The 20,976-nt window shown below is 69.7% G+C and carries 14 protein-coding genes; 4 read left to right on the plus strand and 10 right to left on the minus strand.

Going from position 1 to position 20,976, the window contains the following annotated elements:
* Positions 1 to 306 precede the first annotated feature (306 nt).
* On the minus strand, positions 307 to 1,449 hold the full coding sequence (locus tag G6O69_RS08465) for a methyltransferase (RefSeq protein ID WP_176396720.1): 1,143 nt from the start codon (positions 1,447 to 1,449) through the stop codon (positions 307 to 309).
* A 303-nt stretch (positions 1,450 to 1,752) separates the two neighbouring features.
* On the opposite strand from G6O69_RS08465, the gene G6O69_RS08470 reads away from it, so the two are divergent.
* Complete coding sequence (locus tag G6O69_RS08470; protein WP_172303016.1) at positions 1,753 to 4,890, plus strand: DEAD/DEAH box helicase; 3,138 nt, start codon at positions 1,753 to 1,755, stop codon at positions 4,888 to 4,890.
* Between the two features lie 947 nt (positions 4,891 to 5,837).
* Here G6O69_RS08470 and G6O69_RS08475 read toward each other — a convergent pair.
* The 6 genes from G6O69_RS08475 to G6O69_RS08500 form a co-directional block, all read right to left on the minus strand.
* Entirely contained in the window at positions 5,838 to 7,328 is a 1,491-nt protein-coding gene (locus G6O69_RS08475) for a hypothetical protein (RefSeq protein WP_172303017.1), read from the minus strand.
* Between the two features lie 33 nt (positions 7,329 to 7,361).
* The gene (locus tag G6O69_RS08480) at positions 7,362 to 9,452 is read right to left on the minus strand and encodes a DUF2330 domain-containing protein (protein ID WP_172303018.1); all 2,091 of its coding nucleotides are present in this window, start codon (positions 9,450 to 9,452) and stop codon (positions 7,362 to 7,364) included.
* A gap of 97 nt (positions 9,453 to 9,549) precedes the next feature.
* A complete protein-coding gene (gene hrpB, locus G6O69_RS08485; RefSeq protein WP_172303019.1) occupies positions 9,550 to 12,225 on the minus strand; it encodes an ATP-dependent helicase HrpB in 2,676 nt (891 codons plus the stop codon).
* 18 nt (positions 12,226 to 12,243) lie between these two features.
* Positions 12,244 to 12,681 (minus strand): hypothetical protein, encoded by a 438-nt coding sequence (locus tag G6O69_RS08490; RefSeq protein WP_172303020.1) that lies wholly within the window; start codon positions 12,679 to 12,681, stop codon positions 12,244 to 12,246.
* A 60-nt stretch (positions 12,682 to 12,741) separates the two neighbouring features.
* Positions 12,742 to 13,461 (minus strand): sigma-70 family RNA polymerase sigma factor, encoded by a 720-nt coding sequence (locus G6O69_RS08495; RefSeq protein WP_172303021.1) that lies wholly within the window; start codon positions 13,459 to 13,461, stop codon positions 12,742 to 12,744.
* Between the two features lie 119 nt (positions 13,462 to 13,580).
* Positions 13,581 to 14,516, minus strand: a complete 936-nt coding sequence (locus G6O69_RS08500) for a prenyltransferase (protein WP_172303022.1) — start codon at positions 14,514 to 14,516, stop codon at positions 13,581 to 13,583.
* 119 nt (positions 14,517 to 14,635) lie between these two features.
* Here G6O69_RS08500 and G6O69_RS08505 point away from each other — a divergent pair, with 119 nt between their 5' ends.
* Together G6O69_RS08505 and G6O69_RS08510 are read left to right on the plus strand one after the other, a co-directional pair.
* A complete protein-coding gene (locus G6O69_RS08505) occupies positions 14,636 to 15,652 on the plus strand; it encodes an ArsA family ATPase (RefSeq protein WP_172303023.1) in 1,017 nt (338 codons plus the stop codon).
* Complete coding sequence (locus G6O69_RS08510) at positions 15,649 to 16,842, plus strand: ArsA-related P-loop ATPase (RefSeq protein WP_172303024.1); 1,194 nt, start codon at positions 15,649 to 15,651, stop codon at positions 16,840 to 16,842. Before G6O69_RS08505 ends, G6O69_RS08510 begins: the two co-directional genes overlap by 4 nt.
* A gap of 318 nt (positions 16,843 to 17,160) precedes the next feature.
* Here G6O69_RS08510 and G6O69_RS08515 read toward each other — a convergent pair whose 3' ends face one another.
* The gene (locus tag G6O69_RS08515; RefSeq protein ID WP_172303025.1) at positions 17,161 to 17,358 is read right to left on the minus strand and encodes a CsbD family protein; all 198 of its coding nucleotides are present in this window, start codon (positions 17,356 to 17,358) and stop codon (positions 17,161 to 17,163) included.
* Positions 17,359 to 17,655: 297 nt separating this feature from the next.
* On the opposite strand from G6O69_RS08515, the gene G6O69_RS08520 reads away from it, so the two are divergent.
* Positions 17,656 to 18,261, plus strand: a complete 606-nt coding sequence (locus tag G6O69_RS08520; protein WP_172303026.1) for a PH domain-containing protein — start codon at positions 17,656 to 17,658, stop codon at positions 18,259 to 18,261.
* A 398-nt stretch (positions 18,262 to 18,659) separates the two neighbouring features.
* On the opposite strand, the gene G6O69_RS08525 is transcribed toward G6O69_RS08520, so the two are convergent.
* Both G6O69_RS08525 and yidC read right to left on the minus strand, forming a co-directional pair.
* Positions 18,660 to 19,160 carry a R3H domain-containing nucleic acid-binding protein gene (locus tag G6O69_RS08525; RefSeq protein ID WP_172303027.1) on the minus strand — a complete coding sequence of 167 codons (501 nt, stop codon included), beginning with the start codon at positions 19,158 to 19,160 and terminating at the stop codon, positions 18,660 to 18,662.
* 86 nt (positions 19,161 to 19,246) lie between these two features.
* Positions 19,247 to 20,953 carry a membrane protein insertase YidC gene (yidC, locus tag G6O69_RS08530; RefSeq protein ID WP_172303028.1) on the minus strand — a complete coding sequence of 569 codons (1,707 nt, stop codon included), beginning with the start codon at positions 20,951 to 20,953 and terminating at the stop codon, positions 19,247 to 19,249.
* Positions 20,954 to 20,976 lie beyond the last annotated feature (23 nt).

A 20,976-nucleotide genomic window follows, 5' to 3' on the forward strand; every position in this document is an offset into this window, starting at 1 on the left:
CAGATTTATCGAGGCCACCACACCTCGAGATTGGCATATGTGCAGACTCATTGGATGGCCCCCTATCTGCATTGATAATCGCATTTTGGCCAAGACTCTCGCATGAACGCAGCCACGCGAGGATACGCAAAGTGCGCACATTGAATGTTCACATTTTCGTTTGCGTATGCCTATCCCCACGACTGGCCCACGCTCGAGCGCAGGCCAGCCCTTCGCTATGAACAGTCAACTTCGATTCGAAGTGACCCCATGTTCATTTCAAAACGACACTGCGTATAACTTTGCCTCGACTGACAAATCGACCGATCACCGGCCGAACACCGCACGGAGAATGAAATAACCGTCGCGCTCCCCACCATCGACACTCGCGCCGAGCTCCTGCAAGAGCTCGGCGCTGCGACCGGGGCGGTTGACCACGAGCAGCATCGGCGCGTTGGGAGCGAGCCAGGCGCGCAGGTCGAAGAGCCGACGCAGGGTCTCGGGGTCGGCGTGGGTCGGCGGGTTGAGCAGGGCGAGATCGACCGACCCGGCGAAGCCCCGGAGCGCCCCCTCGAGGGTGTCGACGGCTGGCATGGCGTCGTGCTCGAGCACGCTGACCCGCTCGTCGAGGCCGTTGCGTGCGGCGTTCTCCCGCAGCATCGCACACGCTCGCAGGTTGCTCTCCACGGCCAGCACCCGCGCCTGCGGCCAGCGCTGGGCCGACCACAGCGCCAGCGGGCCGACGCCGGCGCACAGATCCAAGACCCGCAGCGGCTTCAGGCCGAGGCCCTCCCACTGCGCGGCCACGGCCTCGGCCACGCCCAGCAGCGCCCGGGTCCCGGCGTCCAGCTCGCGGCGGGAGAACACCCCCGGTCGGCTCGCGAGGGTCAGCTCGCGGAGGATCGGATCCTCGAGCTCGTAGCGCCGCCCGACGAGCTCGCGAGCGAGGGCCTCGTCGAAGCCCGGGCCGCGCTCGCCGACCCACAGGTGATAGCCGCGCTCGCGGGCCTCGACCTGCACGGCGTCCTCACCGAGCAGCGCCTTCATGGTCCGGCCGAGGCTCTTGCCGCCTTTTTGCTTGCGCGCCGCACAGTAGAGCCGCCCGCCGGGGCGCAGGCTCAGCGCGCCGCGGGCCAGGCAGGCCGCGGAGAAGTCCTTGCCCAGGTGCGCCCGCGGCCAGACGAGGGCGGCCGAGAAGCTGGCTGTGGACAGCTCGTCGGGCAGCGGATCCACGTCTGGCACACAGCGATGCGCTGAACCCGTGCGCTCGCGCACGTCGAGGATTAGCCGCGTGGCGCCAGGGCGCAGGCCCGGCAGCTCGCCACAATGGACCAAGAGCAGGCCCTCGGGCTCCTCCTGAGCCACGGCGCGGGCGAGCAAGCGGACGCCAGGATCGTCGGGATTGAGGCCTTCGAGACCTCCTGGGCGGGGCTCTTCGTCGGATCCAGTGGCAGCGCGGCGCCGCGTCATCGCCCCAACCTTCGCGCGAAGGCGAGCCGTCGTCGAGGCACAACCGCCGCAAGTGGGCCGCGAAGCCGGTCCGCGGCGCCCGCGGCGTTGAATTCACGTATAGACCGAGAGAGATCTCCGTGATAGACCCCGTCCAGCTCGCACGAATCTCGTATCTGACGACTTCGTGCGCCCGCGTTCGCGCTTCCCGATTTTCCGGCTCGCGCGCACTCGGGGCCGACTGGGGTTCGCGTACCAAACGAGGGTGCGGCCGGTCGTAGGTCCCAGAGCGCGCAGAGCAGGCCGCTCGACGGAGACCGGCAATTGAGCACGCTCGACAATCTGCTGCCCTTGCTCGAACCAGAGGCCCTCGTCCGGGTCGCCAGCCCCAAGGCGATGACCGCCGGACAGGAGCTGTTCAACAACCGCGCCGTGACCGACGTCGTGATCGACGGCGAGGCCGTGCGCGGCAAGGTCAAGGGCACCCACGCCGTCCCCCACAGCACCACGCTCAAGCGCGTGGTCGCCGGTGGGGGCAAGCGCATCAAGCTCGAGTGCAACTGCTCGTGCCCGACCTTCACCGACGGCTGGGAGAAGATCTGCCACCACGGGGTCGCCCTCGCCCTCGAGCTGCGCCAGCAGTACCTCTCGGGCGGCGACCTGACGATGACCCAAAACCCCTGGGTCACCAGCGTCGACGCCAAGTCGCGCAACCGCTACCAGATCCAGCAGCGCCACGGCCTGTGGCAGGTCAGCGTGTTCGGCTCCGGCTCCGCGGTGACCGCCGCCAAGCGCAAGCGCAAAGGCATGGCGGCCGTCGACAAGCTGATCAACCACTACCTCGATCAGGCCGTCGACGAGACCGATGACGGCGCCGCCATGCTCGAGGACGTGGCCCTGGCCGGGATGCTCTACTTTGCCCGCGAGGCCTCGGTCTCGATCAAGGGCATCGGCAAGCTGATCTTCGTCACCGAGCCGCTGGTCTTGCGCATCAGGGCCGAGTCCAAGAAGTCCCGCGTCGAGCTCCACGCCTTCTTGGAGCACAAGGCCAGCGAGCGCACCTTCGAGGTCGACGAGGGCCGGGTGATCGCCGGCGCGCCGACTTGGTTTTTGTGGCCGCCGACCGCCGAGATCTTCCTGGTCCCGGACACCCCGCCGTGGACCCTCGAGGCCGTGGCCAAGCAGCCGCGGATCATCATGGACGCGAGCGTGGCCGCCGAGGACATGGACGCGCTCAGCGAGAGCCTGCAGTCCGTCGGCGTGCCCAAGCGCGACCTCTTCGAGCTCGCCAGCGACGCCCGCGAGGTCGACAACTTCGTGGTCACCATCGAGGGCGGGGCCAGCAAGATCGCCCTGACCCTGGCGGCCCGCTACGACAACGTGACCCTGGCGATCTCCGGCCACGAGCCCGAGTCGGCCCGCTACGCCGCGACCATCGGCGACGAGAGCATCGCCTTTTACCGCGACCTCGAGGCCGAGGCCCGCGCCCGCCAGGTGCTCTACGACGGCAAGCTGCGCTGGAGCGACGCCGACGAGGCCTTCGTGGCCCTCGGCGACACGGCGATCGAGTTCATCGTCGCCGGCCTGCCGCTGCTCCCCGAGGCCTGGGACAAGAAGATCCCCGCGCTGCCCAAGCTGCGCTCCAAGGCCCCCAAGCCGAGCATCTCGGTGCGCAACAAGGGCGGCTCGGTGCTCGACGTCGAGGCCCTGGTCGACGTCGAGGGCGAGACCGAGCTGATCTCCATGCGCGACCTGCTGCGCTGGCTGCACGAGGGCCGGCGCTGGGTCGAGCTCGCCGACGGCTCCGTGGCCAAGCTCGACCCCAAGATCCTCGAGCCCGTGGCCGACGCCGCCGGGGCCATGCAGTTCGACAAGCAGGGCAACGCCGAGGTCAGCACCCTCGAGCTCGGCACCCTCGCGCGCCTGCTCCAGGAGGTCCCCGACGCCAAGGTCGCCAAGGACGTCAAGAAGCTGATGGCCAACATGACGGGCGAGCGCTCGGCCCGGGCCCCGCGCAAGGCCAAGGCGCTCACCGCCAAGCTCCGCGACTACCAAAAGTCGGGCTACGCCTGGCTGTGGCAGCTGCACGAGAACCAGATGGCCGGCATCCTCGCCGACGACATGGGCCTCGGTAAGACCGTCCAGGCCCTGGCGCTGCTGACCAAGGCCAAGGAGGTCGACGGCGAGCGGCCCTCGCTGATCGTCGGCCCGACCTCGGTGCTCGGGGTCTGGCGCCAGGAGGTCAAGAAGTGGGCCCCGAGCCTCTCGGTGCTGGTCTGGCACGGCGTCGACCGGGCCGAGAACACCCGCCTGCTCAAGAAGACCGACGTGGTCGTGACCAGCTACGCGATCTTGCGCCGGGACATCGACGACCTGGCCAAGATCCGCTTCCGCTACGTGATCCTCGACGAGGCCCAGTACATCAAGAACTGGACCACGAGCACGGCCAAGTCGACCAAGAAGCTCAAGGCCGAGCACCGCCTAGCGCTCTCGGGTACGCCGATCGAGAACCACCTCGTCGACCTGTGGGCGATCTACGACTTCCTGGCCCCGGGCTTCTTGGGCAAGCTCAGCGAGTTCCAAAAGGGCTACGTCAAGCCGATCGAGGACGGCGACGAGAAGGCGCTCGAGACCCTGCGCGCGCGCATCCGGCCGTTCATCATGCGCCGGCGCAAGGAGGACGTGGCCTCGGAGCTGCCGCCGAAGACCGAGCAGACGATCTTCGTGCAGTTCGGGCGCAGCCAGCTCGCGCTCTACAACCGGATCCTCAAGGCCGCCAAGTCGGAGATCGACTCGCGGATCGGCGAGGTCGGCATCGAGAAGTCGCAGATGACGATCCTCGCGGCGCTCACCCGCCTGCGCCAGGTGTGCACGGACCCGCGCCTGCTCAACTTGCCCGAGGGCAGCGCGGTGCCCAAGTCGGCCAAGCTCGAGGCCTTCCGCGATCTGATCGCCGAGTGCGTGGGCTCTGGCCGCAAGGCGCTGGTGTTCTCGCAGTTCGTCGAGATGCAAAAGCTGATCACCGAGACCCTCGACGAGCTCGAGATCGAGTATCTGTGGCTACACGGCGGGAGCACCAACCGCGACGAGCTGGTCCAGCGCTTCCAGCAAAAGAGCGGGCCGCCGGTGTTCCTGATCTCGCTCAAGGCCGGCGGCGCCGGCTTGACGCTGACCGAGGCCGACACGGTCATCCACTACGATCCGTGGTGGAACCCGGCCGTCGAGGATCAGGCCACGGACCGGGCGCACCGCATCGGCCAGGACAAGCCGGTGATGGTCTACCGCCTGGTGGTCGAGCACACCGTCGAGCAGAAGATGGTCGAGCTCGGGGCGGAGAAGCGCAAGGTGGCCGAGTCGGCGCTTGGGCGGGACACCAAGGTTGGGAAGAAGCTGACCATGGAGGACGTGGACAAGCTGCTCGAGACGCCCGTGGGTGGGCAGGCGGCTTGGGACGAGGTCTGAGCTCGCGCGTTCTTGGCTGACTTTGCGCGGCGGGGTCTTGCGGCCGAGTCTCTCTTGGGGGCTCGGCCGTTGTCTTTTGGGTGCGCGGGGCCGAGCTCGAGATCGCCTTCGGGGGCTTTTGCGTGGTCTCTTGCGGGGTGGGTGCCGACGTCGGTGCAGGCGCACGGGCCAGCAGGGGACCCTTCCCGCTCAGACAGTTCGCTGACGTCTACCGCTGGTCCGAGGGCTGTCCCTGTCCTTCGTCAGGGATGTCGCTCCGAAGCTGCTGAGCGTACGCGAAACTCGCGGGAAGGGTCCCCTGCTGGCCCTTTTGTGCGCCTCTTTTGCCGAGGCTGTACCCGCCGCCTCCGGGAGTAGATGGGGCTTGGTCTCTTGCGAGGGTCGTGCCGACGTCGGTGCAGGCGCACGGGCCAGCAGGGGACCCTTCCCGCTCAGACAGTTCGCTGACGTCTACCGCTGGTCCGAGGGCTGTCCCTGTCCTTCGTCAGGGGTGTCGCTCCGAAGCTGCTGAGCGTACGCGAAACTCGCGGGAAGGGTCCCCTGCTGGCCCTTTTGTGCGCCTCTTTTGCCGAGGCTGTACCCGCCGCCTCCGGGAGTAGATGGGGCTTGGTCTCTTGCGAGGGTCGTGCCGACGTCGGTGCAGGCGCACGGGCCAGCAGGGGACCCTTCCCGCTCAGACAGTTCGCTGACGTCTACCGCTGGTCCGAGGGCTGTCCCTGTCCTTCGTCAGGGGTGTCGCTCCGAAGCTGCTGAGCGTACGCGAAACTCGCGGGAAGGGTCCCCGGCTGGCCCTTTTGTGCGCCTCTTTTGCCGAGGCTGTACCCGCCGCCTCTGGGAGTGGATGGGGCGTGGTCTCTTGCGGGGGTGTATCCGCCGCCGAGAGATGCCGGGCTCATCCTCGGGGAGCGTCGGGCTCCCCTCGAGGCGCGTCTGGGCGCTGCGCAGTCTCAGTAGATCGCCGAGCTCTCGCGTAGCTCGGCGAGCTCGGCCGCGGGGGTCTCGTCGAGCACGATCGGCGCGTCGAAGCTGGCGGTGGTGTAGATGCCCCAGCGAACGATGTCGCGGTCGTCGATGTTGTCCGAGGTCCACAGCACGCCGATCTCGGCGTCGATCCACAGGGCGCCTTCGGACCAGGCGAGGAGCAGAGGGCTCGCCCATTTCGACCTGCTGTCGGCCTCGACGTCGGCGCTGAGCGCCTCGGGGATCTCTAGCCAGAGCTGGGTCCAGCGGCCCGCGGTGTCGCGGTGCCACAGCGACCTGTCGGAGTTCGTTTGCGGGTTGAGGAGCAGCCACAGCCCGCCGTCGTCCGCACGCGCGATGTCCCGCAGTGGCCTCGCTAGACTGATGTCTTCCAGGGCCGCGGCGGGTAGCTCGAGCTTCACCGGGGTGAACACGCCGGCCTCGACGGCCATCAAGCGCAGACGATCGCTGACGAGCACCCCATGGTTGTCCTGGCGCAGGGTCTTCGGCTCGAAGTCGGGATCGGGAAAGGTGAGCACCCTGGCTTCGCTCGCGCCGGGCGACCAAGCGATGAGCTGCCTACTACCCTCGGGGAACTGCCCATCTTCGCCCGACCCGATGGCCACCGCGTAGATCCAGCCGTCGCTGCCGCCGACGATGTCTCCCAAGATCGCGCCCTCGGGAGGCTCTGGCGGCAGCGCTTCGCTGGAGCCTGGGCCGCCCGCCGAGTCGCTGAGGTCCACGAAGCGCCGCGAGGCCGCCGCGAGCTCGCGCTCGACCGCCTCGGCCAACGCCTCGGACTCGTCTTGAAATTCGTCCTCCCACTTGGCAGCCAGGGTGTAGGCCGGCACGCCGAGTACGCGATCCCCCACGCGCAGGTACTCGGAAAAGTAGCGATCGAGGTGCTCGCTGTTGCCCGCCGAGTCCGCCTTCCATTGACCGTCGCGCAGGACATAGTCGGTGATCTCCACCATCGGCGAACGCGTGTGGCTGCCGTCGAGGGTCCACCAGGCCCGGCCGTCGTCGGCTTGGACGTAGGCGACGGTCGTCATCAGCGCCGAGCGCCCGATCCAGGAGGCTTTCGGCGCGGCGAGGATCTCCGCGCGCGTGAGCTTGGCGCTCAGCGGGACGACCCCATCGTCATAGATGATGAAGGCCTGGGTCCCCGAGTCGAAGATCGTGATCAAGCTGTCGCTGCGAAAGGCGAGGGAGAGCGCGGGGCCCGGTGGCTCGGCGGACGCAGCTGCCTCCACCGCGTCGGACGAGTCCTCGGGCTTCGGGGGCTCGTCGCCCGGCGCAGCTTTGCTCGCGTCGACTTCGCTCGCCGGAGGCTCAGCGCTCGCGGGGGCCTGCTCGACCTGCGCCTCCTCGGTCTTGGCAGTCGAAGAGGGCGCGGCCTCGGGCTGGCCGCCCCCTCGACAACCGAGCGTAGCCAGGCTCAGTAAAACGATCGAAGCGCTCGCGCGGCGTGTCTTCATGGTGTCCTCTCGCAGCTGCGGTCGCGGCCGCGGTCACGGCCCGCGACGACGTCGACGTCGTCGAGCCTGCCCGAAGCCCACGAGGGCGAGCAAGCCCAGACCGCCGAGTCCAGCCGCCGAGCCCGGTCGCGCCTCGCTGGCGCAGGTGCAGCCCTTTGCCCCGGGCGTCTCACCACCCTCGAGCTCGGGCTCGCCCGGCGCCTTGGCGGCCTCCGAGTCGTCGGCCGCAGCGCTGGCGGGCGCGTCTTTTTTCGCGTCCTCGGCTGGCGGATCCGGGGTCGAGGGCGGCCCAGCCACGGCCGTGACACCGAGCTGCGCGCTGGCTCCCGCGGTGATGAAGCTGCCCAGCGAGCCGCCCCGGGAGACCCCGGTGAGCTGGCGCGCGACGACGGTCTCGCTGCTGTCGCCCTGCGCCGGCGGCCCGCCCCAGCGCCCGCGCTGGGGTGACTCGCAGGCGATCTCCCCGGTCCACTCGTGGCGGATGGCGTAGCGGGCCTGGAAATTGTTGTTCGTGACGAAGCCGTAGTTGGCCTCCGACGCCAACCTGGCCCCGCGCTCGAGCTCGCCCGCGCTGTCCATGAGCTCCCGCCCGCCGATGAGCGCCGGCGCGGCCTCGAACACCAGATCCTCACCCAGGCCCTCGGCGTCGTAGCGCGCGTGCAGGCGGGTGAGCACGAAGGAGCTCGCCGTGGCCGGCAGGGGGCCGCCCATGCCTCCGGTCAGATCGAAGCCCTGGCTGACCGTCACGACTCCGCCGCCCTTTGGCTTGGGAAAGCGCCACCGCTCGATGCGCTTGGCCACGCAGGCGCCCACGTCCTCGTCCTTCAAGGTCGAGCGCACGAGCTCGGACTTGGAGACCTCGCCCAGGGCGTCGATCTCGAAGTCGACGCCGAGCGTGCCGGCCAGGGCCTGCCCCTTGCTCAGGCCGTCGTTGTAGCAGGCGCGGACCTCGTTGATGTGCGCGCGAACGATCCGGCGCACGATGTCCTCGGCGAGGCCGCCGCTGACCTCGGGCTTGCCCGGGCGCACCCGGGCCACGGCGACGCTGCTCTTGCTGAGCTCGTCGGACCAGCTCGGGAGCACGTCGCCGCCGAACTCGAGCAGCTCCTTGGCCGTCAGCGCGGCGTCCGGGCCGGGGCAGGGGTCGCAGCCGCCCGCGCTCCAGGCGTACTCGGTGACCACCGCCCGCGGCGCCTCGGCGAGGGTGTGGTCGAAGAGCGAGACATAAAATTCACCGAAGTGCTCGGCGGTCTCGGGCTTGACGTCGAGGTTGGTGGGGATCGTGGCCTTGGGGTAGTTGGCGACCTCGTAGCGCGTGCGCGGGGCGAGGATGTGGACGATCAGGTCCTGCTTGCCGCCGGACTCGGGGTCCGGGGCGTTGATCAGACCCAGGCGCACCGGCAGGCTGAACTGGTCGCTGTCGTAGTGAAAGCGCAGCGGCGAGAGCGTGGCCCGGCCGTTTTCGAATTTGACCTTCTTGGGGTCGACCTTGGCGACGAAGAACTTCATGCCCTGCTGCACGTAGGGGCGCAGCAGCGGCTCGGCGCCCTCGGGGATCGCGTAGTCGTTCTCGCGCAGCCAGGCCTCGAGGCCGCTCGACTCGCGCGCCGAGAGGATCACGATCTCGTACTCGCCCACGGCGAACTCGGCCTCGACGACGACGGTGTGGCCGCCGGATCCGCGGCCGTATCCGACTCCACCGCCGCCGGCGCCCTTGCCGATCAGCCCGAGGTTGCCCAGGCCGATCGTGCCTCCGAGCTCGCAGGGGTCTCGCTCCCAGTACTCGACCAGGCGCGGCGCGGACAGGGTGTCGACGCGCTCGAAGAGCTCGCTGCGGAGGATCCGGACGTCGTCTTCGCCGAGCACCGTGGGCACGGGGACGACCATGGCGAAGCCCTCGGGCGGGCCCTGGTAGTTGTTCTGCATCGAGATCACCGTGCGCTTGCCGTCGCGCATGAGCACGACCACGGTGGCGTCGTTGAACATCTCGGACCCGGCGCCCGCGACATAAAAGCCGCAAAAGGCCGAGGCGGTGGCCGGGGCGAGGCAGCTCAGGCCGCAGGCGACCGCGGCGACGCGAGCCCAGCGACGACCTTTGTCGAGAACCGAAGCACGCAGACACATGCGGCTTTTATACCGCCTCGATGCACGCCCGTGCCCGCGGTGTTTGGACAAAGAGTCTCGGTTACGCCCGATTGGTGGCGCCCAGATAGGGCGTTGGTCAGCGTCGACGCCCACCTCGGCGAGGGCCCCGGGGAGCCGGCGGCGAGGCGCTCAGGGGATCTTCGGGCCAGTCGTGCTTGGGGTAGCGCCGGCTCAAGCGCTGGCGCAGCTGGGGGTAGTGCTCGCGCCAAAAACCCGCCAAATCGGTGGTCACGGCGACGTCGTGGCGGTTGGGCGCGCGCAGGTGCAGGACCACGGGCAGCTCGCCGTCGAGGATCCTGGGGCCCTGGTCCGTGCCAAAGAAGTCTTGCAGCCGCGAGCCCACCCAGGGCGCGCGGTCGGGCTCGTAGTGGATCGTCAGCTTGCGACCGCCCGCCAGGCCGACCCGCGCGGGCGCGAGGCGGTCGAGGACTCGCGGATCCCCGTAGGCCGTACCGAGCTCGGCCGCGAGGGTCGCCAGCAAGTTTGCCTGCTCGAGCTCGGCGAAGCTGCTGCGGCCCTCGCAGAGCATGTCGAGGCAGGCCGCGACGCGAGCGTCGTCGAGGATCGGGAAGTCCCCGCGCTCGCGGTGGACCAGCGCGGCCCGGTGGCGCAGCTGATCCAGGGCCGAGACGCCGCGATCCTCGGGGCAAAAGCGTGCCGCGCCCGCGGCCCGAGCCGCCTCGCGCAACACCGCCGTCGCGCGCTCGGGGGGCAGGCGAGACAGGGCGGAGGACTCGATCGCCAGCTTGCCGTAGCGCAGCGCCGACTCGCCGACGACCCGCTCGCGGGCGGCGTCGAAGTAGACCTGCTCGTCGTCCTCGATCGCGTCGGGGAAGAGGTCCAAGAGCCACTCGGCCGCGATCGCGCAGGCGCTGCGGACCTCCACGCGTCGACGCGTGCCTTCGCGCCGGGCCTCGCTGCGCAGGGCCACGGCCCAGCTCGAGCGCACGCCGCTGTCCTCGGCCAGGCGCGCCGAGCCGCCGGAGGCGAACACCAGCTCGCGGCGATCGTGCTCGTCGACGCGGACCTTGGCGACGCGGTCGGGGTGGGCGGCGAGCACGGCCAGGCGCAGGGCCGCGTCTCGCTCGGCGCCGCGCGGCGCGTCTCCCTTTTGGGCCCCGCCGGTGGCCTTGGCGACCAGCTTGCGCAGCTGCTCGGCGGCCCGGCGCGCGGCGGCCAGGGCCCCGGGGTCGACCTCGGGGGGGATCCCTCGGTCCCGGCGCGCGTCGAGGAGCTCGAGGTCCTCGATCACGTCGGCCTCGCAGCTGCGCCGCGCCGGCGTGCCCGGGCGGCGCAGCGCTCGCTCGGCCAGCAAGGCGGCGACGCCGGCCGCCGCCGCGCCGACTCGACCCTCGACGCCCGCGACCAGCAAGCGCGCGAGCCTGGGATGCAGGGGGTAGCGCAGCATGGCCCGGCCCATGTCCGTGAGCGCGCCCTCCTGCCCGAGGGCGCCGAGGCTCTCCAGCAGCCCGCGCGCCCCGGACAGGGCGGCCTCGGGCGGCGCCTCGAACCACGCGAAGCCCTGGCCAGCGTCGCCCGCCGAGTCCGGGTGCACGCCGACGGCCGCGAGCTCGAGCAGGGCGCCGCTGAGATCCAGGCGCGCGATCTGGGGCAGGTCGAAGGCCGGGCGGTGATCGTGGTCGTGGCGGCTGTAGAGGCGCAGGCAGATCCCCGGCCGGGTCCGCCCGGCTCGGCCGGCGCGCTGGGCCGCCGACGCCCGGGAGATCGGGCGCAGCTCGAGGCGCGAGAGGCCGGTGCCCGGGTCGAGGTCGGCGACGCGAGCCAGGCCGCTGTCGATCACCGCGACCACGCCGTCGACGGTGATCGAGGTCTCGGCCACGTTGGTGCTCAAGATCAGCTTGCTGCGCGCCGAGGGGGCCACGGCCCGGTCTTGCTGCTCGCGCGGGAGCTGACCGTGGAGCGTGTGCAGCTCGACGCCGGCGCGCTCGACCAAGGCAGCGCAGCGCGCCGCGCAGGCGCGGATCTCCCGGGCCCCCGGCAAGAACACCAGCGCGTGCCCTGGCTCGCCACCTCCGCGAGCTCCCCCCTCGCCGCCCTCGCCGAGCACCCCCGACTCGATCAGCTCGAGCACCGCCGCGGCGACCTGGGCCTCGAGCGGGCGCTCACCGCTGCGGCTGCGCCCGCTTCGATACTCGACCTCGACCGGGAAGCTGCGCCCCTCGCTGCGCAGGCGCTCGGCCCCCAGGTAGTCGGCGACCGGCTCGGCGTCGAGGGTCGCCGACATCACGATCAGCTCCAGGGGATCCTCGCGCCTGCGCTGGAGCCGACGCAGCATGGCCAGGAGCAGATCCGCGTCGAGGCTGCGCTCGTGGAACTCGTCGAGGATCACCGCCGCGACCCCCTCGAGCTCGGGGTCTTCACGCAGGCGGCGGAGCAGCACGCCCTCGGTCATGAACCAGATCCGCGTGTGCTTCGAGCCGGCCGACTCGAAGCGCACGCGGTAGCCCACGCGCTCGCCCACCTGCTCGCCGAGCAGCGCCGCCACGCGCTGGGCCGACATGCGCGCGGCCAGGCGCCGGGGCTGGAGCACGATCAGCGCCCGCGGATCCCCCTGGGCGTCGAGGCGCTCGAGCACCGCAGGCGGGACGCCGGTGGTCTTGCCCGCGCCCGGGGGCGCCTCGATCACCAGGTTCTGCCCGGCGCGGCCGGGCTCGCGCAGCGCGGGCAGCAGCGCCGCGATCGGCAGGGGCGCCGAGGCCTCGCCGCGGGCTTGTTTCGAGCTCCCCTTCACGACGGCGCCGACCAGCGGCTACTCGCGCTCGAGCGCGCCCTTGGACTGGGCGGCTGTGCGCTCGCGTTGGGCCCGCTCCTGGGCCTCGGCGGCGCTCGGATCTTTCTCGATGCGCGCGCTGTCCCGGTCGATCTCGAGCATCAGATAGGTGGCCGCGACGACCATGATCACGATCACGCTGAGCACCTGAAAAGGCAGGGAGATCAGCGACAGCGCGTTGTTTTGCGGGCCGAACTTGCCGCGGCGGATCTTCTTGGCGACCTTCTCGTAGAAGTCCGGCGGCGCCTCGATCTCGGGCAGCTCGCGGACCACCGAGAGCAGCTTGCGCAGGTCCTCGACCTCCTGCTGGGCCTCGGGCGACTCGTCGAGCCAGCGCTGAAAGGACTCGGCCTCGCCGCCCTCGAGCGCGTCGTCGAGGTAGGCTGTCATCAGCTCGGCGTTGGAGTCGGCGGCCATGGTCGCGGTGCTTCCTTGAGTCTAGTCCTGCTCGGGCGCGGGTAAAGCTCTTTGTTCGCGCTACTCCAGGTGCGGCGCGAGGGCCTGCTTGAGGGCCAGGCGCGCGCGGTGCAGGCGGCTCTTGAGGGTGCCCTCTTGCAGCCCGGTGATCTGGAGGATCTCGGCGTAGCTCATGCCCTGGATGTCACGCAGGACGATCAGCAGGCGGTGCTCGGGCTCGAGGTTGGCGATCTCGCGCTGGACGATCTGCTCGAGGCGGTTGCCCTGCACGGTGGCCTCGGGCCCGGGGACCTGGCTCTGGAGCGCGACCACCGGGCCGCCGTCTTGGCCGTGGACGTGGGCGGCGGGGGTCTCGTCGATGTCCGAGGCGCGGTGGAAGTTGCGGCCCTTGAGGTACTTGAGGCGGTTCTTGGTCGTGTTCGAGGCGATGCGGTAGAGCCAGGTGTAGAAGCGGCCCTCGCCGCGGTAGTTGCCGATCCCCCGGTAGACCGAGATGAACACCTCCTGGGCGATGTCCTCGGCCTCCTGGCGGTTGCCGATCATCCGGTAGATCAGCCCGAAGATCCGGTCTTGGTAGGTGTGGACGAGCTCTTGAAAGGCCCGCTCGTCACCTTGCTTGAGGCGACGGACGAGGCGGCGGTCACGGGCGTCGCGGGCCGCCTTGGCGGCGTCGACCTCCGGCTGGACCTCGCCTCCGCTGGAGTCGGACGCACCAGCGGCGTCACTCTGATCCGCCGATCCGCTCGGCGCGGCTTCGGCTCGGCTTTCCTGGGCGGTCACGGGGCGGTGGGCAAGCACGGAGGACGCTCTGCGGCCCGAGACACCGAGCCGCCGGACAGGTTCCCTGCCCCCCGCGCCGAAAGATCATCCGGGGTTGGCGCGCGCGAAGCAAGCACGATTCACGCCAGGCCGGCCCCCGCCCAGGCGACCCAGCCGCGGATCAGCGCAGCCAGCGTCCAGGCCAACATCGCCAGGTTCGCCGCACCAGACACCCACAGCACGAAGCGCAGGCACTCGTTTTGGTTGCTGGCGTCGGCGGTGCCGAGCAGGCGAGCGGCCGCGATCAGGGGGATCTGTGGGATCGTCACGATCAACACCCGCGCCCACCAGGGCAGGCCCGGGACCACCAGCCAGCCGAAGCCCACGGCGACCATGGACATCTGCAGGGCGTGACGCCGGGCCTGGAATTGCCCGAAGCGCACGGGGTAGGTGCGCTTTTTGGCGGCCTTGTCCCCCTCGTAGTCGGGCAGCGCGGTGAGCAGGTTGCCGACGTAGGCGAGGATGAAGCAGGGTCCCAGCCCCCAGATCGGCAGGTCCGCGAAGCTCCCGGCCTGGACGTAGAAGCCGAGCACCGGCAAGACCACGCCCACGCCCACACCCTGGAGGAGCTCGCCCTGACCGCGGTAGGACAGGCGCAGGGGCGAGTAGCTGTAGGCCCACATCAGCAGCGCGGCCAGGCCGAGCAGCGCCAGCGTCCACCAGCGACCCGCGCTCCACCCGAGGTAGAGGCCCACGACCAGCTGCGCGCCGAGCATGATCCACGCCCCGAGGCTGAGCGCGTGGGCGGGCAGCTTGCCGTCTTGGATCACCCGCGAGCCGCCGCTGAGCAGGGTCGGCGAGCGATTGAGCGCGTCGGCCTCGCGGTCGGCGAAGTCGTTGGCGAACACGATGAAGAGCTGGACGAGCACGCCGAGCAGCTGAACGACGCCAAAGAGCTGCCACGAGAACTGGCCGCGCGTGCCGAAAGCCAGGGCTTGCCCGAGGATGAGCGGGACCGCGACGTTGGCAGCCGCCAGCGGGCGCGACGCCTGAAGCCATGCCGACCAGGGCTGCATCGTCGCCACGGTACCACCACGGCGTCACCGACTGCGCCCCACGGCCCCCTGGGCGCTCCGCGCACCCCGCGGTGGACTTTGGAGGTCCCCTGGGTTACGCACCGCCGGGAGCCTCGCCCGTGTCCGACCTCCCCCCGACCACCCTCCTCGACCGCCGGCTGCTGCTCTTCACCGGCAAAGGCGGCGTGGGCAAGACCACCGTGGTCGCGGCCCTCGCCCTCGAGGCCGCTCGCCAGGGCCGGCGCCCGCTGATCGTCGAGCTCGGCCACCGCGCCTCCATGGAGGCCGTCTTCGACGCCGGCCACATCGGCTACGAGCCGCGCGAGGTCGGCCGCGGCGTGTGGGCCATGAACCTCGACTTCGACTCGGCCCTGGCCGAGTACTTCGAGGCCCACATCCCCGTGCGTCGCGTCGCCCGGGCGATCACCCGCAACAAGACGCTGCAGAAGTTCTTTCAGGCCGCGCCCTCCGTGTCCGAGGTTGCGACCCTCAACAAGCTGAGCCTGCTCGAGGCCGAGCGCGACCCCAAGCACCCCTCGCGCCCGCGCTGGGACATGCTGCTGGTCGACCTCGACGCCACCGGCCACGCGATCATGCTGCTCAACTTGCCCTCGGTGATGGACGGGCTGATCGGCGACGGCCCCATGCGCCGGCTGATCGACGGCTTCTCGAGCCTGCTCACGGATCCCAAGCGCACGGTCTTGAGCCTGGTCACCCTGCCGCGGGAGCTCCCCGCCCAGGAGACCTTCGAGCTGTGGCAGCGCCTCGATCGCCACCACGACGTGGCCCTCGGCCTGCTCTTCGTCAACCAAGTCCCCCAGCGCCCGCTGAGCCCCGCCCAGGCCGGGCTGCTCGACCGCGTGCAGCTGCGCGCCGAGCAGGCCGGGCGCGCGGCCCTGCTCGACGACGTGGCCCTCGCCCGCCGAGCGATGCGCTACCAGGCCAACGCCCGCGCGCAGATCAACCGCATGCGCCGGGACATCCGCATGCCGATGATCGAGCTACCCAGCGTGACCCGCCGCGACCTCGACCTCGACACCATCGCCACCCTCGGCGAGCACATCCAGGCCGTGATGTCCGGCGAGGCAGACGGCCACCGCCCCGATCAATCCCTGTCCCGCGGGAGGGTCTCGTGAGCGCCGACCTCGACGAGCTGCTCAGGACCCGGCGCCTGCTGGTCGCCGTCGGCCCCGGCGGCGTGGGCAAGACCACCGTGTCCGCGGCCATCGCCCTGCGCGCCGCCGAGCTCGGGCGCCGGACCCTGGTCCTGACCATCGACCCGGCCCGCCGCCTCGCCGACGCCCTCGGTCTGACCGGCCTCGACGACAACATCCGCGAGGTGCCCACCGACGACCTGGTCGCGCAGGGCGTCGAGGTCCCCGGCAGCCTGCACGCCGCGATGTTCGACAACGCCGCGAGCATGGACGCGCTCATGGCCCGGGTCGCCCCCGACGAGGAGACCCGCGACAAGGTCCTGCGCAACCGCGTCTACCGGGCCATGGCCGGGACCTTGGCCCGCAGCCACGCCTACCTGGCCATGGAGCGCCTCCACGAGGTCATGCACTCCGGCCGCTACGACCTCGTCGTCCTCGACACCCCCCCGGCCCGCAACGCCCTCGACATCCTCGACGCCCCCTCGCGCCTGGCCACCTTCCTGGAGGAGGGCGTGGTCAAGTGGTTCATCAGCCAGGGCGGCCAAAACAAGGGCTGGCGGGCCAAGCTGCTCGCGGGCTCCGGCGCCGCCGCGATCAAGCTCTTCCAGGTCGTGGTCGGCAAGGAGCTCGTCGACGAGACCGTCGCCTTCTTCGAGGCCTTCTACGGCATGCGCGAGGGCTTCCACGAGCGCGCCTCCTCGATCCAGAACATCCTCCGCGACGCCGACACGAGCTTCGTGCTCGTCAGCTCGAGCGACGCCACCCACCTGATCGACGCCGAGGCCCTGGCCGCGGGCATCGCCGGCCGCGGCGTGCACATCGACGTGGCCGTGTTCAACCGCAGCTACGAGCGCCTGACCCACACCGCGCCCATCGACATCGTCACCGAGGCCGGCGAGCTCGACGTCGACGCCGCCCTGGTCGAGCTCTTTGGCGACGAGCTCGCGCGCAACGATCGCGAGGCCCTGGCCGCCATGCTCGAGCACCTCCACGAGGTCCGCCAAGACGCCGCCAACGCCAACCACCGCGCCCTCGAGGCCGTGCGTCAGCTCTGCACCTCGCTCCCCGCCGACGCCCTGAAGCTGATCGTCGCCCGCCTCGACGGGGACATCCGCGACCTCCCCGGCCTGCACGCCATCGGCCCCTACCTGGCCAAAACCCGCGCGCTCTAGGAGCCCGTGGTGAAGCCCAACACGACACCTCGCTTGCTCTTTTCGCCGAGGGCGTTGTCGCCAAAACTTGCAGTACGCCCGGTACAGCGGCGTTTTGGCTTCTCGCCCTCGACGAAAATCCCAGCGCGAGGAGCCGCGCTGGGTTTCACCACGGGCTCCTAGGAGCCAAAAACGAGGACGAGGCCCCGCCGGCATACACCGGTGAAGACCTCGTCCTCGCGCGTGGGTTCTCGAATGCGGCCCAGCTCGCGGGCCGCGAGCGGCTCTTCGCACAATCCTCGCAAAGAGCGGGTCGCTCGTCGCCTCCAGTGGACTCGATCAGATCTTGGAGAGGAACTCATCGAGCTGCTTTTCGGCCCACTCCTTGGTCTCGCCGTAGCGCTCCTTGAGCTTGCCGGCCAGCTGCTCGCGGCGGCCCGCGCACTGCTCGACGTCGTCATCGGTGAGCTTGCCCCACTTCTGCTGCGCCTTGCCCTTGATCTGATCCCATTGTCCTTCGACCTGTGTCCAGTTCATATCGTTCTCCTTTGTCTTGGTGCTGTTTCAGGGATGGTGTTGGTGGTTGTGCTCGCGCCCCCGTGTCGTGGTCCGGGGCCGAGTCATCCCTCGCTCTCCCAGCGTTGCGAAGGCTGTGCCAGCCCTTTGACCACCATCCAAAGTCCCATCCAAACGCCCACAAAACCCGCTTCGGCCATCACCACGCCCCTCACCCACGTCGAACCATCACTCGCGCCCTCGCCGACTGTGCCGCATCGACACAAGCCGTGCCCGCAGGTGTGTCGCCTTCTCCACCGGCCTGCTAGCTTTGGGTCCATGACCGAGCCTCAGCCGCCGCAGACACGCCCCGTCGCCCAGCCGCCGCAGGGCTCCATGGCTCAGCCCGGCTCCGGCGAGGTCCTCTTCGAGGGCATCGCAAAGCACAGCGCCAGCCTCGGCGGCTACCTCAAGTGGACCTTGGTCACCCTCGTCGCCGGCGCCATCGCCATCTTCATCAACATGATGGAGTGGGGCGTCCCCGGCTGGATCCTCGGCCTCCTGTGGCTCGTCGGCGTCCCCGGCCTCGCCTGGACCTACCTCGAGCACACCTCCACCAAATTCAAGATCACCGGCCGCCGTGTCGAGACCGAGCACGGCGTCCTCGGCAAGTCCGTCGACAGCCTCGAGCTGTGGCGCGTCCTCGACGTCAAGTACACCCAAAGCGTCCTCGACCGCCTCCTCGGCAACGGCCGCATCACCCTGATCAGCACCGACCAGAGCGACCCCAACCTCGACCTCCACGGCCTCCCCAACCACCGCGCCCTGTTCGAGAAGCTCCGCGACGCCGTCCAAGACGCCCGCCAAACCAACCGCCCCATGGAGCTCGTCGGCAACCAAGAGCTAGACGCCCAAGGCGGCCAAACCTTCGAACAGCTGAGCTGACCCCACCAACCCACTCCCTCCCTCCGCCAACCCACGCCCTCCACCGACCGAGGCGGAGATACCCCCCGACATAGACGCGCACAAAAGGGCCAGCAGGGGACCCTCAGGCCGAGTTTAGCGAACGTACCCACCCCTCGACGCGCATCCCTTCATCAAAGGAAGGCAATCGCTCTGCGCAGATACGGCCGCAGTCAGCGTCTGTCTGAGGCCTGAGGGTCCCCTGCTGGCCCGTGCGCGTGCCTGCCGGTCACCTCCACCCTCCTAAAAAGACCAAGCACCCCTCCCAAAAAGACCAAGCACCCCAAAAAGACCAAGCACCCCCAAAAAGACCAAGCACCCCCAAAAAAGAAAAAGCCCCAGAGCAAAGCTCCAGGGCCTCGAAGAGAGAAGCTCCACCCTCAGTCGCGGAACACCACGACGTGCCGCCGCCGCCCCTCACCCTCGGACTCCGTCCGCAGCCCCTCGATCTCGCTCATCGCCATGTGAACCACCCGCCGCTCCATCGCGCTCATCGGCTCGAAGTGGTAGGGCCGCCCGTTGTCGAGCACCTTCTTGGCCACGTTCTGAACCATGTCGCGCAGCACCTTCTCGCGCCGGTTGCGATACCCACCGACGTCGAGGGTGATCCGCATGCGTCCCAGGCCCTCGGCCTGAAGCACCCGCAAGGTCAGGTACTGAAGCGCGTCCAGGGTCGCACCGTGGCGCCCGATCAGCAGCCCGCCCTCTTCCTCGCTGGTGTTGAGGTCGCAGTGCAGCCCGTCGTCCTCCACGTCGATGTCGACCTCGACCTCGACGCCGAGCAGACCGAGGACCGTCTCGAGGAAAGAGCGGACCACCGGTACGGCCCCGGTGATGCGTTGCTCGAGATCGTCTTCCTTGCGGCTATCTTGTTCTGCCATGACCTTTGGCGGCTCCGAGTGGTGAACTCTAGTGTGCGGCGGGGGGCTTGGGAAGGGGGGGCGGAAGGCCCGCGCTCGACGGGCCCTCAGGCCCCGCTGGCGGCCTTGCCCTCGTCGTCCCCGGTGGGGATGCGCAGCTGGATGAAGCTCTGGATCAGCGAGAGCGTGATGTTGGCGAAGATGTAGACACCCAGGCCCGAGGGCAGGAAGAGCATCATCACCACGAAGATGCCGGGCATCATCCACTGCATCATCTTGGCCTGCATCTCGTCGCCCGTGTTGGGGTTCATCCGGGTCTGGAGGAACATCAGGCCACCCATGCCGATCGGCAGCAGGTAGAAGGGATCGGGCTGGGTCAGGTCCGGGAGCCACAAGAAGGACTCGTGGTAGAGGTCGACCACGGCGCCGAGCATGGCGTACAGGGCGATCCACACCGGGAACTGAACCAGCATCGGGAGGCAACCCGAGAGCGGCGAGGTGCCGGCGCGCTGGAAGAGCGCCTGCATCTCCTGGTTCATCTTGACCTTGTCGTCGCCGTACTTCTCGCGCAGCTTCTGGATCTCGGGGTTGATCTCCTTGAGCTTGCGCATCGAGCGGTACTGCTTGATGGTCAGCGGTAGCAGCACCAGCTTGACGACGACGGTCAGCATGATGATCGCCACGCCCCAGATGCCGGTGAGCCCGTAGAACCACCGCAGCAGGTCGAGCATCATCGAGCCCAGGTACTTGGACAGGCGGCCGAACCAGCCCCAGTCCACGGCCTCGCCCATGTCGATGGCGGGGAGCTCGAGGCCCTCGCTGGCCGGGAAGGCCGCGAGCATCGAGTCGACCTTGGCGCCGAGGTAGATCCCGAACTCGTAGCGCTTTTGCTCGCCAGGCTGGAGGGTGACCTCGCGGCCGATGCCCGCGTTGAGCATCGCCAGGTTGTCCTCGTCGCTGCTGACCTCGCAGCCCGAGAAGGTCTCGCCGGGGACGACCGCCTGGAGGAAGTACTTGCTGTCGAGGGCGAACCAGTCGAGGCCGCCCTTGACGACCTCGTGCTCGTCCTCGACGTCGCCGGCGTCGAAGTCCTCGAGGTCCTCGGTGCTCCGGCACAGGCCGCGGTGGATGTCGTAGCGGCTCTTGGCGCCCAGGCCCATGCGCGTGCGCAGCTCGACGCGGTGCTTGACCGCGCCGGCGCCGAAGTTGCGGACGATGACCTGGTAGCTGGCCTCGTAGCCATCGAGCAGGGTCAGGGTCTCGACGACCTCGATGTCGCCCTGACGACGGACGAGCTCGATGCTCTGGTCGGTCTTGGAGCGGACCTCGGCGGGGATCCGCGACCAGCCAAAGTCGGTCTCGCCCGCGACGAAGCCGAGCTCGAGGGTGCGGCTGTCGCCGAGCAGCAGGAAGTCGAGGCCCTCGCCGCTCTCCTCGTCGCGGAACTGCTCGGAGAGCGGCTCCACGCCGGTGATCAGGCCACCGGCCTGGTTGTCGACGGTGATCGCCAGGAGGTCGTTGGTCAGGCGGTGCTCGACGCGCTCCTGCGCGGGCGCCGGGCTCGTCCCGGGCTGCTCGCCACCTGCCTGCTCGCCGCCGGGCTGCTCGCCGCCAGCGGCCTCGATCTTCTCGGGGGCCTCACCCTCGGCCTGCTCGCCCTGCTCGCCCTCGCCCTGCTCGCCACCCTCGGCGGCGATCTCGTCTCCTTCAGCCTCGACCTCGGTGGGCGTGGGCGGAGGAAAAAAGTAGTTGAAACCGATCAGGATCAGGACGGAGAGCGCCCCGGCCAGCACCATGCGATGTTTCATCTCCATCAGTCGCTCGCCTCTTCTCGCTC

This window comes from Pseudenhygromyxa sp. WMMC2535 (assembly GCF_011083025.2).